Genomic DNA, 14,462 nt, shown 5'->3' with positions numbered 1-14,462 from the left:
GGGGAAACTTTAGGCATCAACGGCGCAGGCTACTAAACTGAGGCTCAACAGTTTCAACCGCTATCCCAGTCGTGGAAAGGTAAGGCGACCAGCGTGACCTACATCATTGCGCAGCCCTGTGTGGATTTGAAAGACAAGGCGTGCATTGACGAATGCCCAGTGGACTGCATCTATGAAGGCAACCGCATGCTCTACATCCACCCGGATGAGTGCGTTGACTGCGGCGCGTGCGAACCGGTCTGCCCCGTGGAAGCCATCTACTACGAAGACGATGTACCCGAAGAATGGGCGGAATACTACAAAGCCAACGTCGACTTCTTCGACGAGATCGGCTCCCCAGGCGGTGCGGCCCGTTCGGGTGCCTTCGATTTCGACCACCCGTTCATCGACGCGCTACCTCCGCAAAACCAAGACTGAACCGCTCAGGACAAGGAACACATGAGCACATCTGAGCGGTCAACAGCCCAGCCATCCGTATCGTTCGGGTTGCATCTTCCTGACTATCCGTGGGAGCTTCTAGCGCCGTATCGTGAGCGCGCGCACGCCCACCCCGACGGTGTGGTCGACGTTTCGATCGGCACCCCGGTGGACCCGACGCCCCAGATCCTGCAGGACGCGCTCGCCGAGGCCACGAATTCGCCGGGCTACCCAACAACGCAAGGCACGGCCGAGCTACGGGAGGCGATCGCGCAATGGTGGCGCCGCCGCCGCAACGCCACGGATGTGACCGCGGATATGGTGATGCCGGTGGTGGGCTCCAAGGAGTTCATCGCGTGGCTGCCCCTCATCTTGGGGTTGGGGTCTCACGGTCGCGAGGAAGCCGTCGCTGGCGCAGATGCCGCCGCTGGCGCAGATGCTGCCGCTGGTCATGGAAACACTGATGTGGTGGTGTGTCCCCGCGTTGCGTACCCGACGTACGCGGTGGGAGCCACGCTTGCTGGTGCTGAGGCGGTCTCAGCTGATTCTTTAGATGAGCTGGATGACGCGACACGTTCCCGCGTGAAGCTGATCTACCTGAATTCCCCGGGCAATCCGACCGGTTCGGTGCTCAGCCGTGGCGAGCTCGCCCGTTGGGTGCGTGATGCCCGCGAGATCGGCGCGGTCATCGCCTCGGATGAATGTTATGCCGAACTCGGCTGGGGCGAATGGGAAGACTCTGTTCCCTCGATCCTGGACACGGACGTCAATGGGGGAGACCTCACCGGGCTTCTGGGGATCTATTCGATGTCCAAGCAGTCCAACCTCGCCGGATATCGCGCTGCGTTCGTCACGGGTGCCCCGGAACTCATGTCCGATCTCATCAACACCCGCAAACACGCGGGCATGATGATCCCCGGCCCGGTCCAGCACGCGATGACGGTAGGTCTTGCCGACGATGCGCACGTTAAGCAGCAGAAGAACCTCTACCGTGCCCGCCGTGAGCTCTTGAAGAACGCGCTCGAGGCGGCCGGGTTCAGCATCGAGCATTCAGAAGCCGGCCTGTACTTATGGGCCACACGTGGTGAGGACTGTTGGGACACCATCGGCTGGCTCGCCGAGCGCGGGATCATCGCCGGCCCCGGCGCGTTCTATGGACCGCACGGAACCCAGCACGTTCGCATCGCGCTCACCGCACCAGATGAACGGATCCAAGCCGCGGTAGAGCGGCTAAAGTAACCTCGATGCAGGCGGGCAGTCTGAACCAACCTGGGCACCTCAAGAACTAACACGGGTACCTGCAGAATTGCGCTGGAGTGCTTAGCGTGCGGCAAAAGAGCGCTTAGCCTGTGGCAAAATTAGCGCGCTCAGCTCGCAGCCGTGGCGCGGACAGGATACGGTATAAGGGAGCCACCCGTGTGCCCGGAAGTGACCGGCGCTACACGCGGCACGTCAACTATCTCACTCAGGAGGCACTCCACATGACTGATGCGAATGCACAGTTGAGCTATGCCGGGAAGCAGCTTGACCTCGGCGTTGTGGAAGCGGCAGAAGGCAACGAAGGCCTGGCAATCGCTCCGCTGCGTAAAGAAACCGGCGCAGTCACGTATGACCCGGGGTACATGAACACGGCCTCGACGAAGTCGGCCATCACCTTTATCGACGGTGAGCAGGGGATCCTGCGTTACCGCGGCTACCCGATCGAGCAGCTCGCTGAGAAGTCGAACTTCCTGGAGACCTCCTACCTGTTGATCAAGGGCGAACTCCCGAACGCCGAGCAGTATAAAGAATGGGATCAGAGCATTCGCCGCCGCACCCTCCTGCACGAGGAGATGCGTAGCTTCTTCGACGGCTTCCCACGCGACGCCCACCCGATGCCGCTGCTGTCCTCGGCTGTTTCCGCGCTGTCTACGTGGTACCAGGATTCTCTGGACCCCTTCGATGAGGAACAGATCGAGCTGTCCACGATCCGCCTCATGGCTAAAGTCCCGGTCATCGCCGCATACGCTTTGAAGAAGTCGACCGGCCGAGCGTTGCTCTACCCGGATAACTCGCTGAGCCTTGTGGAGAACTTCATCCGCTTGTGCTTCGCTAACCCAGCTGAGCCATACGAGCTGGACCCGGAGACGGTGCGTGCACTCGACCAGTTGCTGATTCTGCACGCTGACCACGAACAGAACTGCTCGACCTCCACGGTCCGCATGGTTGGTTCCGCTGACGCGAACCTGTTCGCTTCCGTATCCGCTGGCATCAACGCTCTGTTCGGCCCGGCCCACGGTGGCGCGAACGAGGCGGTTCTGCACATGCTCAAGCAGATCCAGACCGAAGGCCTCGAACCGTCCGAGTTCATGGAGAAGGTCAAGAACAAGGAAGCCGGCATCCGCCTCATGGGCTTCGGTCACCGCGTCTACAAGTCGTATGATCCTCGCGCGAAGATCGTCAAGGAGACCGCACACCGCATCCTCAAGAAGCACGGCTCCAACGAGCTGCTCGACATCGCGATGACCCTGGAAGAGAAGGCGCTCAACGATGATTACTTCATCGAGCGTAAGCTCTACCCGAACGTGGACTTCTACACGGGCCTGATCTACAAGGCGATGGGCTTCCCAGAGAAGATGTTCACCGTCCTGTTCGCGATCGGCCGCTTGCCGGGCTGGATTGCTCAGTGGCGTGAAATGATGCAGGACCCAGAGCGTAAGATTGGCCGTCCGCGCCAGCTCTACACCGGCTACACACAGCGCGACTACCCGAACGCGTAAGCTAAAGCCTCAACGAGAGGGCGCCACCACGGTTTTCGTGGTGGCGCCTCTCTCGTTATGTGGAGAGCTAGTTATGCCCCGTAGCGGTTCCGGCGTTCTTTCCGGGACTGGTAGAGATCCAGCATGCTGAGCGCGGTAGCCAGTGAACCGATCACGAACACGGTTGCGAAACCGATCATTGTGGCGTGGTCCCAGTTGCCGGTTGCCGCCACACTCGCGAAAACGATACCCGTGACCAGCGCGAGCCCGATCGCGGTGCCGACGCGCTGGCCGGTCTGCATGACCCCGCCGGCGGAACCCGCGTACTGGACTGGCACATCGGCCAGTGTGAGGGTCTGGTTCGGGCTGATCACGGCACCTTGGGCGCCGCCGGTGAACGCGAGCGGCAGCATGAGCCACCACACTGAAATGTCCCAGGTTTCGATCATCCAGATCACCAGGATGCTCCCGAGCAGGCCACCGAGCACCACGAACTGCGCAGTCAGCACCAGGATGCGGCCTAAACGCACGATGTGCCGGCCAGCGATCGCGGACGTCACCGCGGAGATGATCGCAGCTGGCAAGCCGATTGAGCCGGCCGCGAGCGCGGATTCGCCGTGGCCGTTCTGCATATATACCGCAACCAACAACCAGATGGCCGGCATGCCGGTGAAATGTACGGAGATCAGCGCGGCGCCGTTGGCGAAAGAACGCGTTTTGAAGAGGTTGAGGTCCACCATGGGGGAGCGGCCGCGGCGTTCATAGGCGCGTTCCCAGAAAACCCAGACCACAAGCAACACGAGCCCTACAGGCAGCGCGGCCCAGAACCACGCGGAAGCGCGGGCCTCCATAAACGGCAACATGACCAGCAATACCGACAAACCGAACAGGGTGATACCCACCGGGTCGATGTCAGCTTTCGCGCGGCCACCTGAAACCTCCACGCCCTCACGCTGGATGCCTGCCGGTTGATCAGCTGCGGGAACAGGCTCCCAAGCGCCTGCCGGGAACCATTTCTTGGACATCAGGATCGCGAACGCCGCGATCGGGACGTTGATGAGGATCGAGGCGCGCCAACCCCATTCCGCGCCAAACACAGCAATCAGCACACCGCCCAGTACCGGGCCGATCGCCACGGAGACACCCACGACTGCGCCGAAGAGGCCGAACGCGCGCCCGCGTTTGCTTCCGCTAAAGAACTGTTGGATCAGCCCGATAATCTGCGGACCCAGTGCACCGGAGCCCAGTCCGGTTAGTGCGCGGGCAATGTTGAGCACCGCAGTGTTCGGGGCCAACCCCGCCAAGAGCGAACCCAGCCCGAACACGGCCAGGCCCGCCACGAACAGACGGCCGCGGCCGTACACATCGCCGGTCCGGCCAGCCGCAACCAGCAACACACCGAAGGCTAGCGCGTAACCGGAGACGACCCATTGAAGCTGGGAATCATCAGCTTCGAAGGTGTGCTTGATGGAAGGGAGAATGACGTTGACAATCGATACGCTCAGAAGCGTCATGAACATGGGGATTAACGTCACCACAAGCAAGTGGCGCTGAACGGTAGAGAATCCCTGATTGTCACTAGTCACGGACAAAGTATGTCACACAGCTCACATAAGAGCGCAGGCATAACGTCTGCATTCAGCTATGTGACTTGAACGTTCTCCATCTTCGCGCGAGCCTTCTTGGTGCCTGGCTGCTTGTTGATCCGGTATTCGGCGTAGCGGGCAACACCGGAGAGGATGAGGCACAAACCGATGTACATCACGGCGCCGACCATCGCCGCCGGGATCAACGGGTAGCCGAACGAGATCTGGTTGCCCACAAGCTTCACCTGATACAGCAGCTCCTGGTATGTGATCACGAAACCAAGTGCCGTGTCCTTGAGCGCCACCACGAGCTGGGAGATGATGACCGGCAGCATCGACTTCACGGCCTGCGGTAGCAAGATGAGCGTCATGACCTGATATTTACGCATACCGATCGCGTACGCGGCTTCCGCCTGACCCTTCGGTAGCGAAACAACGCCCGCGCGGATCGCCTCAGCCAGAACCGAGCCGTTGTAGGCGGTCAACGCGATCACGACAGCGGTGAACGGCGTCATCTTGATGTCCAACGTTGGTAGGCCGTAGTACAGCAACATCATGAGGATCAGCAGCGGGATGGCGCGGAACGTCTCAACGAGGAATGAGAAGATTGCGCGCACCCATGCGTGATCCGAGAGCCGCCCGACCGCAAGGATGAACCCGAGCGCGAGCGAAAGCACCGCCGCGAGCCCGAACGCGGTCAACGTATTCACAGCGCCTTGGATAAAGCCCTGCATGATGCGTGGTGACTGCAGGAACGCCCACTTTTGGGGCGCGAACTGCCCGGCCGCCGCGAACTGGCTGATGATGAACCACACGATCCCTGCAACCACAACGATGGTGGCCACCGCCAGGATGCGGTTGCGGACTTTGGCGCGCGGGCCAGGCTGATCGTAGAGAACTGAAGCCGCCATGGTTATGCCACCTTCCACTTACGTTCGAAGTACCGCTGCACTACGGAGAGAATCATCACGAGCGCCACGAAGATGATGGCAACCCAGATGAGGCCCTGCAGCTGCGGTTCGGAGCGTTCGGAGAGATACTGGCGGATCGTACCGGCCTCGACCACACCGAAAGCCGCTGCAACCGTCGTGTTCTTCAGCAATGCGATGAACACCGAGAACATCGGTGGAACGGTTGCCCGGAACGCTTGCGGCAAAATGATTTGGGTCATGGATTGGCCGAACGTGAGCCCGACGGCGCGGGCGGCTTCCGCTTGCCCCAACGGCACAGTGTTGATGCCGGAACGCAACGCTTCAGCAACATAGGTTGCGGTGTAGAGCGTCAAGCCGACGATCGCGAGCTGAACGAAATCCAACTTAGGCAGAATCGAGCTATCGCTGGATGCGAGCTTGGGGTAACCAAGCGCGAAAAACATGAGGATCAACGTCAACGGCGTGTTACGGACCGCGTTGACATAGAACGCACCCACCGCCCGCATCACAGGCACAGGGGAGACCCGCATCGCACCAACAATGGTGCCGAGGATGAGGGAACCGGCGCCCGAGACCACAAAAAGCCAGAGGGTCATCTGGAAGCCGCGGATATATATGTCGCTATTTTCGGTGAGTACTCGCCAGAACTCGGCTAGCGCATCCATCTAAGCGCTCCTTGTCTGCAAGGTAGGAGGGGTCTGCAAGGTGGGAAAGGTCTACAAGGTGGGGGAGAGTCCGTGTGAGCCCACGGCGTAGCGGTGTCCATAGGAAAGGCGGCTCGAGTTTTCAGCGCCCGAGCCGCCTTCCTTATGAGTCACGCACGACTAGCCGCAGGGAGTTAGTCGCACAGTGTTAGTCGCACTTGGCTGGGGTCGGCTGTTCAACCTTGGTGCCGGACTTGCCAAGCGTTGCGTCATAGACCTCGGTCCAGTGCTTCTTGCCGTCCTCGGAGGTCATCGCATCGGAGAGGGCCGTGCACAGCGCGGTGTCACCCTTAGGGATACCGACGCCGTAGAGCTCCTCAGTGAAAGGTTCGCCAACAACCTTGAGGTTGTCAGGATCGTTGGATGCGTAACCCAAAAGGATCGCCTGGTCGGTCGTGACAGCGTCAACGTTGCCGTCCATGAGGGCAGAGACACATGCCGAGTACTTGTCCATACCCACGGCCTTGGTGTCCTTGAAGTTCTCTTCGATGTTCTGCAGCGGGGTCGAGCCGGTTGCCGAGCAGACCTTCTTACCCTTCAAATCCTTCTCAGACTTGATGCTGTCATCGTCCTTCTTCACCAAGAGACCCTGGCCGGTCTCGAAGTACGGGCCAACGAAGCCGACCTGCTGCTTACGCTTATCGGTGATCGAGTAGGTGCCGACGTAGAGGTCAACGTCGCCGTTGGAGAGCGCCTGCTCGCGGTTTGCGGAGTCAACCACCTTGTATTCGATCTTGTCGGCCTCAACGCCGAGTTCAGCTGCCATCCAGCGCGCGATTTCGATGTCGAAGCCGGAGCGCTCGCCGGTTGCCGCATCGAGGTAGCCAAGACCTGGCTGGTCTTCCTTCACACCGATGACGACCTTGCCGTCCTTGGAGATCTTGTCGAAGGTCTTGGAGCCTTCGATCTTGACGTCCTTCTTAGCGTCGACGTCCACGTGCTCAGCCTGGCTGTCGCCGCCACCGCACGCGGTGAGGGCCAGCGATGCTGCAGCCAGGGTTGCGAAAACGGCGCTGGCACGCTTGGTGCTACGGCGTTTGAACATGAGAGCCATAATGGTTCCTTTCTGGGCCCCAGGGTGGGGTGGTTAATGGGTGATGAGCTTAGAGAGGAAGTCTTTAGCCCGGTCGGTTTGCGGGTTGGTAAAGAACTCTTCCGGTGTTGCTTCTTCAACGATCTCGCCATCTGCCATGAACACGATGCGGTCAGCGGCTTTGCGGGCAAACCCCATCTCGTGCGTCACCACGATCATGGTCATACCGGATTTAGCGAGCTGAACCATGATGTCGAGGACTTCGGTGATCATCTCCGGATCGAGAGCAGAGGTTGGTTCGTCGAAGAGCATGACCTCAGGTTTCATAGCGAGTGCGCGTGCGATAGCGACGCGCTGCTGCTGGCCACCTGAGAGCTGGGAGGGCATCTTGTTGGCCTGGTTGCCCACGCCCACTCGGTTGAGTAGTTCGAGGGCCTGCTTCTTAGCCTCTGCCGGCTTGACGCCACGAACCTTGATGGGACCAAGGGTCACGTTGTCCTGAATGGTTTTGTTGGCGAAGAGGTTGAAGGACTGGAAGACCATTCCGACGTCCGCACGTAGCTTGGCGAGTGCCTTGCCTTCCTCTGGCAGCTTCTTGCCGTTGATGAGGATCTCACCGTTGTCGATGGTTTCGAGGCGGTTGATAGTCCGGCACATGGTGGACTTACCGGAACCCGAGGGGCCAAGAACAACAACCACTTCGCCACGGTGAACGTCGAGGTTGATGTCACGCAGAACGTGCAGTGGGCCATAGTGCTTATTGACCCCTTTGAGGGAGACAACGGGTGTGGTGTCCGTCTCAACTGTTGATGTCATGAAAATAAAATAGCAGTTTTTGTGTGACCTATATCAACTCAGATGGAAGTTGAATTTTTTGTGTCAGCGTGCCAGTTGCGTGCGTACTGGATAGTGTTGAGACATGGACAGCTCTGACCGTTCGCCGCATCAACAGCCACAGCCTGGGGCTCAGCCGCAGCCCGGTACCCAGCCGCATCGCGAGTCTCAAGTGCACCGTGGGGCTCCATCCCACCGCGATGTTCCGTTGCCCGGCCGCAGGCAAGCCGACCACTTTGACCGAGATATGCTCAAGCGTTCTTCGCCGATCGATCGCGGCCGCGAAGCGTGGCGAGTTCTGCGGATGCAGTCCGAATTCGTGACCGCCTATGATTCGCTGAATGAGCTGGGCGGGGCGATCGCCGTGTTCGGTTCAGCTCGGCTCGGCGAAGGCACCCCGGAGTATGCGGCCGCCCGCGAGGTCGGGCGGCAGCTGGTCGAGGCAGGTTTCGCGGTGGTGACCGGCGGCGGTCCGGGAACCATGGAGGGCGTTAACCGTGGAGCTGCAGAGGCCGGTGGGCGTTCGGTGGGGCTGGGTATTAACCTGCCGTTCGAGACGGGCTTCAACGAGTGGGTGGACACCCCGGTTCTTTTCCATTATTTCTTTAGCCGCAAGGTCACGTTCGTGAAGTACACGGACGGCTGCATCGTGATGCCTGGTGGGGTAGGAACGCTTGATGAGCTCTTCGAGATCATGACCTTGTGCCAGACCCAGAAGATTAGCGGCTACCCGATCGCGTTGGTTGGTAAGGATTTCTGGAGCCCGCTACTTGAATGGATGCAACAGGTGCTTCTGGGACGAGGAACCATCAGTGAATCAGATATTCAGCGCCCGCTGATCACCGACGATGTTGCAGAAGCCGTTGAGTTCGTGACTGCGCACGCCCGCGGCCCAGCCGGGAAGCCACATGGCGATGCGGGTGGCAGCAACGACAACGCCGCATCGTAGCAACCGCATATCCTAGAGATAGCGGGCCCGACGCGAGCGGGCGCGGCAGACAAATGTTTTGAGTGTAAGTCGAGGCAGCGCACGCTGCGTTCTGTGAGGTTGATCTGATGCCGCTCTTTGTGGTGTTCATTGCGGTGGCGGCTGCGGCGGCGATCGCTATAGCCGTGTATCCGCGGCCGTCCCAGAAAACCGAACCGTTGGATGACACGCCTCCGATGTTTGGCCTGCCTGAACCTGACCCGGTGCTCCCGCCTGTTGTGCTTCCCGAAAGCCCGCAGGGTGCAGACGTTGAGGCTTTGCGTTTGCCGATCGGCTTCCGTGGATACCGCTGTGATGTGACCGATAAGGTGCTCGATGAGCTCGCGGCACGGATCGATGAGCTCGAGGTTGAGAACGCTCGCCTGCGTTCCCAGGCTTCTAAATCTGGCCGAAGCAGCTCAACGCACTAGAGGCTAAAAGTTACCAAGAGGTATCTAGGGCGTGGTCTGATTATCCTTCAATTGGTTGTGACACAGGTTATCTGGGATAATGAAGGTAACCCTTTAGGGGCTCGTACTTCGACGGGGTGAGCGATACCCCAATGGAACCTGAGGAGCGCACGAAAATGGCTGCGATGAAACCGCGTACGGGTGACGGCCCGTTGGAAGTTGTCAAAGAGGGTCGGAGCTTGATTATGCGGGTTCCGATCGAAGGCGGCGGCCGCTTGGTCCTTGAGATCAACGACGATGAGGCCGTGGCGATGCGTGATGCGCTCGTTGGAGTAACAGGCTAAGCCTTCACGTCACTAGTTTTGCAATGCTGGATGCGTCCACCACACCGGTGGGCGCATCCAGTGCTTAAACATTCAGCCTCCGCTAGGTGACATGCGGGTAGGCTAACCGTCAGATCCAGCGGGTGCGGAGGCTAACGGGCAACGCGGCGCTAGCAGCCAACGCAAGGCTAGTGGCCAACGCGGCCTTAGCAGTTAACGCGGTGCTAGCGTTGCTTGACGGCTAGCAGGACCCCGGAACCAGACGGAATGGTCACGGAGAACACGTCCTCGTGATCGCGCAGCCACCGTTGAGCCTTACGGGCCGCGATCGTTGAAGGCTTGCGTACGGCAGGTGCCAACACGCGGTCTGAATCCAGCGCATCGTTGATGATCAAAAGCCCACCCGGTTCAAGCAGCCGTAGCGCCTCCACAGCTTCTTTCGCGACCCGGTTAGGGTCACCATCGAGCAGTACGAGCTGATACGAGGAATCCGCGAGCCGAGGGAGGACCTCCTGGCTGCGGCCATTGATGGTGCGCACGCGGCGGCTGGGGATGTTCTCTTCCTTGAAGGCGTAGCGGGCGGCTTCGAGGTGATCGTAATCCTTATCGATCGTGGTGAGCACTCCGCTAGGAGCCATTCCACGCAGAATCGCGAGCGAACTGATCCCCACGCCCGTTCCGACCTCAACCGCGGCCTCCACTGCAGCGCTCGCGGAGAGTACTGTGATCAGTTGAGCCACGGCCGGGGTCACTGACTCCACGCCGAGTTCCAAGCCCCGGGCCCGCGCGGCGGTCAGCGCAGCGTCCTCGAGGGGAAGAGCCTCGGTATAAGACCAGCTGCTGTGCTTGGAAACTGACACGGAATCCCTCCGAGGATTGAAACGGGGCAGTGAAGGAAACAGGCGCGGAACTGCAAGGGCGTCTAAGACATCTTATGTCCAAGCGGTCAGCGGGGCCTCAACCTTAAAGGGGAGTGGCGTGCAACAACACCCAAGAGGGGGCAGTTCCTCTTGAGTTCTTTATCAGGTTTCGCTCAGGTGAACAAGGCAAAATGAGGGAGGATCCGGATCCAATTTAGAGCGGAGGTGGCACAGAGGTGACGAGCGAATCTAGCCACGAAGCCGCCTTCAACGCCACTTCCCGCGATGCGCAGGCGGGAACGGTAAGGGGATATTCGTCGGCTAGGCGTTGGGTTCCGCTCATGGGGGCGCTTGTAACGTTCTCTCTGTTGCTGGGAATGTTGGTTGCGGCATGGGCTGCTGGGGGAGTCCGGGAACCGCAACCGGTGACGTCGTCAGCGGCGCATTTCACGTCGCGTGGCGAGGCTCTAGGCGCCGAGCAGGTGACGAACTTACGTCACGCCGGCTGGCTGTGCACCGACTTACGCACTATCGGTTTCACGTGGGAGAGCGCATCGGGCCGCCACATCGGCAACACATACGAGTTGCAACAGACCTACTCCTCACCCGCGGGTACTGTGGTGATCGTTGAATCCCGCGACGCCCACGGCTCGGCAGTTCAAAGCCGTACACAATCGGAAGACGCAGACGCAAGCAACCAAGCGATCCACAGGTTGCGTGATGGACGAGGGCCGCTGTGGCAAGCCGAACTGAGCACCGACAGTGCCCGTTTCGTCATCGCGGCTGACCTGCCTTCGATCCACGAGAAGATCCTCGTGCACCAAGTCCGCACGCAAGCCACGGACAAGATCCGAGACCTCGAAGCCTCCAGAGCTGGCGGGCTGGAGCGGCTCACCCGTGGATTCGCTCGGCTCATGGAGCCGCGGTAAGGCTCGCTTAGAATACGTGTCAGATTCGTAAGCATCGCGTGAACAGGTAAGCTTCGGGCGTGGAGTTTTTTGGAATTAATGGTGCAGAGTTCCTGGTTCTGGGGATTCTTGCCGTTGTGATCCTCGGGCCAGACAAGCTGCCCGAGTACACCCGAAAACTCGCCGAATTCATCAAAGGGATCCGCAACTACGCGAGCACCGCTAAAGAACGCTTCCGCGAGGAAATGGGCGATGAAGTCAAGGACGTTGACTGGCGCAAACTCGACCCGCGGCAATACGATCCACGCAAAATCATCCGCGACGCCCTCTTCGAAGACGACGCTCCCGCTAACGCAACGACGAGCACCAACACAGAACCAGCCTCGGCACAATGGAAACCTCAAGCCCTACCGAATGTTGCAGGCCAGGATCGGCTGCCGGCGGACCAGCCGGCACCGTTCGATGACGAAGCAACCTAGGCTGTCCTGCTAGCGGTCTCACGCCGTGGCGTGGCTAGCGGTGCGGCGGCGTGGCTACCGCGGTGTGACGCCGAGCGATCTACCGGCAAGCCCGCGCGGGGCCGAGGCGAGCTCCTGCGCCAGCGCCCGGAGCGCATCGGCCGCCTCAGAAGCCTCAGGGTTCAAGACCACCGGGACACCCTCATCGGACCCGATCCGCAAACGCTCCTCGAGCGGGATCTGCGCGCGTACAGCAACCGGGTAGCCCACCTGCTCGCTCAGATGCTCAGCCACAAGCTGACCACCACCGGAACCGAAGATGTGGGACACGCTGCCGTCCGGCATCCGCATGAAAGACATGTTCTCCACCACGCCAAGCACCGTCTGGCCCACCTCATGCGCCATCGCCCCGGCACGCTCCGCGACCTCAGCGGCCGCGGCTTGAGGCGTAGTCACCACCAGAACACCGGCATGCGGCAACAACTGGCCCACAGAAATCGCGACATCGCCGGTGCCAGGAGGCAAATCCAGGAGCAAGAAATCGAGGTCACCAAAATGCACCTCGTTCACGAACTGCTCCAAAGCCCGGTGCAGCATCGGGCCACGCCACATGACAGGCCGGTTGCTGTCTAAGAACATGCCGATCGACATCACCTTCACACCGTGAGCCACCGGCGGCAAAATGAGGTCATCAACCCGGGTCGGTTTGTCCGTGACCCCCATCAAACCGGGGACCGAGAAACCCAAAACATCCGCGTCGATCACGCCGACCTTATAGCCTTCAGCCGCCAACGCGGCAGCAAGGTTCACCGTGACCGCGGACTTACCAACACCACCCGTACCCGAAGCCACAGCGATAATGCGGGTCAACGTATCCGGCCTCGTCAACGGTGAGCCCGTGCGTTTGAGCGAGCCCACCAACTCGGCGCGCTCTTGAGGCGACATGACATCCAAGACCACATCAACATCGGACACCCCAGCAACACCGCGCGCAGCTGCTTCGACGTCATCGGTGATCCGCGCCTTCATAGGGCAGCCAGCAACCGTGAGCTTGACTGTAACGCTCACCCGGCCGTCATCGGTGACCGTGACGTCACGCAACATTCCTAGATCAACCAGCGGGCGGCGCAACTCGGGATCCTGCACTGACGCGAGCGCTTCCCGAACCCGGTCAGAAAGATGGCCCCGGTCAGAATGGTTGCCTCGGTCAGAAAAGTCAGCTGTTGGCATACTTCCCAGGATAACTAAGGCCACGCACACACAAGGAGCGGTAAATTGGTGATCATGACAGCTACACCGCAGAGCTTCGGCAACATGTTCATGAGTATCCCGCGCGGGCCGGTCTTGGGACGTTTCAGCGACTACCAGGACGCCCAGAAGGTGGTTGACTTCCTCGCGGATAACGACTTCCCGGTCAACAACGTCTCCATCATCGGTAACGACCTCAAACTTGTTGAACGGGTCTCCGGCAAGCTGACCTACCCGAAAGTCGCGTTGCAAGGCGCGATGCAGGGCGCGATGATGGGCCTGTTCTTTGGGCTGATCATGATGCTGTTCTCGCCGCAAGGTGCCAACGTGGCGACGTTGATGTTCGCGGCCGTGCTGATCGGTGCGGTGATGTGGATGCTCTTTGGCATCATCCAGTACGCTCTACGCCGCGGCAAACGCGACTTCGCATCCACCCGGCAGGTGCTCCCGGCGAGCTGGGACGTGATCGTGAATCCACAAGTCGCAGGGCAAGCCCAGGCACTACTGCGGAAGCTTCAAGACCGCCCGGCGTCCCTCCCGATCAGCGACGGCCCGAACTACAGCCAGGGTGGCTTTGGGCGGAGTGGCTATGGTCAGGGCGGCTTTGGACAGAACGGGGCCGGGCAAGGCGGTTACGGCCCGGGAACCAATGGTCAAGGAAGCAATGGTCAGGGCGCCGCGGGAGGCTACGGAGCGGGCCAGGGTCCATCGTGGCAAGGCTCTGCGGGCCAGGGCTCTTTTGGCCAAAATACGGATGGCCAGGGTTTCGGTGCTTCAGGCCAGCAGGGGAGCTCCGCTAGCGGTGAGCAAAGCGCTGAACAGTCTGCGGCATCGACGGCTCCGAGCGATCCGTTCTACGCCGACCTCGAAGACGGGCGTCCACGGTTCGGGGTCCGCCGCGAAGACCTCGCCGCGCAGAAACCAGTCGACGCTGACTCGAATGAGCCAGCGTCGACGGATTCCGAAGCCTCAGAGAAGCCTGAGGAAGAGCAACAGAAGTAGCTCTGCCGCGCCATCTTCACGGAGCGACTTCAAGGGGCGACT

At 60.4% G+C, this 14,462-nt stretch carries 16 protein-coding genes; 9 read left to right on the top strand and 7 right to left on the bottom strand.

What is annotated here, in order from left to right; genetic code table 11:
• The first annotated feature begins 93 nt into the window (after positions 1–93).
• The 3 genes from fdxA to HMPREF3175_RS06990 all read left to right on the top strand — a co-directional run bounded on the left by fdxA (position 94) and on the right by HMPREF3175_RS06990 (position 3,176).
• A complete protein-coding gene (gene fdxA / locus HMPREF3175_RS07000) occupies positions 94–417 on the top strand; it encodes a ferredoxin (protein ID WP_035755451.1) in 324 nt (107 codons plus the stop codon).
• Positions 418–438: 21 nt separating this feature from the next.
• Positions 439–1,656, top strand: coding sequence for a succinyldiaminopimelate transaminase (gene dapC, locus HMPREF3175_RS06995; protein ID WP_070491477.1), 1,218 nt, complete (start codon positions 439–441; stop codon positions 1,654–1,656).
• Positions 1,657–1,898: 242 nt separating this feature from the next.
• Positions 1,899–3,176, top strand: a complete 1,278-nt coding sequence (locus tag HMPREF3175_RS06990) for a citrate synthase (protein WP_070491476.1) — start codon at positions 1,899–1,901, stop codon at positions 3,174–3,176.
• A 71-nt stretch (positions 3,177–3,247) separates the two neighbouring features.
• On the opposite strand, the gene HMPREF3175_RS06985 is transcribed toward HMPREF3175_RS06990, so the two are convergent.
• From HMPREF3175_RS06985 to HMPREF3175_RS06965, 5 genes are all read right to left on the bottom strand, one after another.
• A complete protein-coding gene (locus tag HMPREF3175_RS06985) occupies positions 3,248–4,741 on the bottom strand; it encodes an MFS transporter (RefSeq protein ID WP_370991845.1) in 1,494 nt (497 codons plus the stop codon).
• A gap of 56 nt (positions 4,742–4,797) precedes the next feature.
• A complete protein-coding gene (locus HMPREF3175_RS06980) occupies positions 4,798–5,652 on the bottom strand; it encodes an amino acid ABC transporter permease (RefSeq protein WP_052048345.1) in 855 nt (284 codons plus the stop codon).
• Positions 5,653–5,654: 2 nt separating this feature from the next.
• The gene (locus HMPREF3175_RS06975; protein WP_070491473.1) at positions 5,655–6,338 is read right to left on the bottom strand and encodes an amino acid ABC transporter permease; all 684 of its coding nucleotides are present in this window, start codon (positions 6,336–6,338) and stop codon (positions 5,655–5,657) included.
• A 187-nt stretch (positions 6,339–6,525) separates the two neighbouring features.
• The gene (locus HMPREF3175_RS06970) at positions 6,526–7,431 is read right to left on the bottom strand and encodes a glutamate ABC transporter substrate-binding protein (protein ID WP_141742494.1); all 906 of its coding nucleotides are present in this window, start codon (positions 7,429–7,431) and stop codon (positions 6,526–6,528) included.
• Between the two features lie 33 nt (positions 7,432–7,464).
• Positions 7,465–8,226, bottom strand: coding sequence for an amino acid ABC transporter ATP-binding protein (locus HMPREF3175_RS06965; RefSeq protein ID WP_035755444.1), 762 nt, complete (start codon positions 8,224–8,226; stop codon positions 7,465–7,467).
• A 103-nt stretch (positions 8,227–8,329) separates the two neighbouring features.
• Here HMPREF3175_RS06965 and HMPREF3175_RS06960 point away from each other — a divergent pair, with 103 nt between their 5' ends.
• The 3 genes from HMPREF3175_RS06960 (at position 8,330) to HMPREF3175_RS06950 (ending at position 9,965) form a co-directional block, all read left to right on the top strand.
• Positions 8,330–9,193 carry an LOG family protein gene (locus HMPREF3175_RS06960; RefSeq protein ID WP_070491471.1) on the top strand — a complete coding sequence of 288 codons (864 nt, stop codon included), beginning with the start codon at positions 8,330–8,332 and terminating at the stop codon, positions 9,191–9,193.
• Positions 9,194–9,300: 107 nt separating this feature from the next.
• Complete coding sequence (locus HMPREF3175_RS06955) at positions 9,301–9,642, top strand: hypothetical protein (RefSeq protein ID WP_052048344.1); 342 nt, start codon at positions 9,301–9,303, stop codon at positions 9,640–9,642.
• A gap of 155 nt (positions 9,643–9,797) precedes the next feature.
• The gene (locus HMPREF3175_RS06950) at positions 9,798–9,965 is read left to right on the top strand and encodes a DUF3117 domain-containing protein (RefSeq protein WP_070491469.1); all 168 of its coding nucleotides are present in this window, start codon (positions 9,798–9,800) and stop codon (positions 9,963–9,965) included.
• Positions 9,966–10,168: 203 nt separating this feature from the next.
• Here the strand turns inward: HMPREF3175_RS06950 and HMPREF3175_RS06945 are convergent, their stop codons facing one another.
• Positions 10,169–10,804: an O-methyltransferase gene (locus HMPREF3175_RS06945; RefSeq protein WP_035755433.1), complete on the bottom strand. Its 636-nt coding sequence runs from the start codon at positions 10,802–10,804 to the stop codon at positions 10,169–10,171.
• A gap of 236 nt (positions 10,805–11,040) precedes the next feature.
• Between HMPREF3175_RS06945 and HMPREF3175_RS06940 the strand changes: the two genes are divergently transcribed.
• Both HMPREF3175_RS06940 and HMPREF3175_RS06935 read left to right on the top strand, forming a co-directional pair.
• Positions 11,041–11,733: a hypothetical protein gene (locus HMPREF3175_RS06940; RefSeq protein ID WP_141742493.1), complete on the top strand. Its 693-nt coding sequence runs from the start codon at positions 11,041–11,043 to the stop codon at positions 11,731–11,733.
• Positions 11,734–11,792: 59 nt separating this feature from the next.
• A complete protein-coding gene (locus HMPREF3175_RS06935) occupies positions 11,793–12,191 on the top strand; it encodes a twin-arginine translocase TatA/TatE family subunit (RefSeq protein WP_070491465.1) in 399 nt (132 codons plus the stop codon).
• Between the two features lie 54 nt (positions 12,192–12,245).
• On the opposite strand, the gene HMPREF3175_RS06930 is transcribed toward HMPREF3175_RS06935, so the two are convergent.
• On the bottom strand, positions 12,246–13,400 hold the full coding sequence (locus HMPREF3175_RS06930) for a P-loop NTPase (protein ID WP_070491463.1): 1,155 nt from the start codon (positions 13,398–13,400) through the stop codon (positions 12,246–12,248).
• Positions 13,401–13,454: 54 nt separating this feature from the next.
• On the opposite strand from HMPREF3175_RS06930, the gene HMPREF3175_RS06925 reads away from it, so the two are divergent.
• Positions 13,455–14,420 carry a YflT domain-containing protein gene (locus HMPREF3175_RS06925; protein WP_370991848.1) on the top strand — a complete coding sequence of 322 codons (966 nt, stop codon included), beginning with the start codon at positions 13,455–13,457 and terminating at the stop codon, positions 14,418–14,420.
• Positions 14,421–14,462: the final 42 nt, after the last annotated feature.

Origin of the sequence: Arthrobacter sp. HMSC08H08 (assembly GCF_001807575.1) — a bacterium.
Taxonomy (GTDB): domain Bacteria; phylum Actinomycetota; class Actinomycetes; order Actinomycetales; family Micrococcaceae; genus Pseudoglutamicibacter; species Pseudoglutamicibacter albus.
This window is presented reverse-complemented; position numbering and strand designations above follow the sequence as displayed.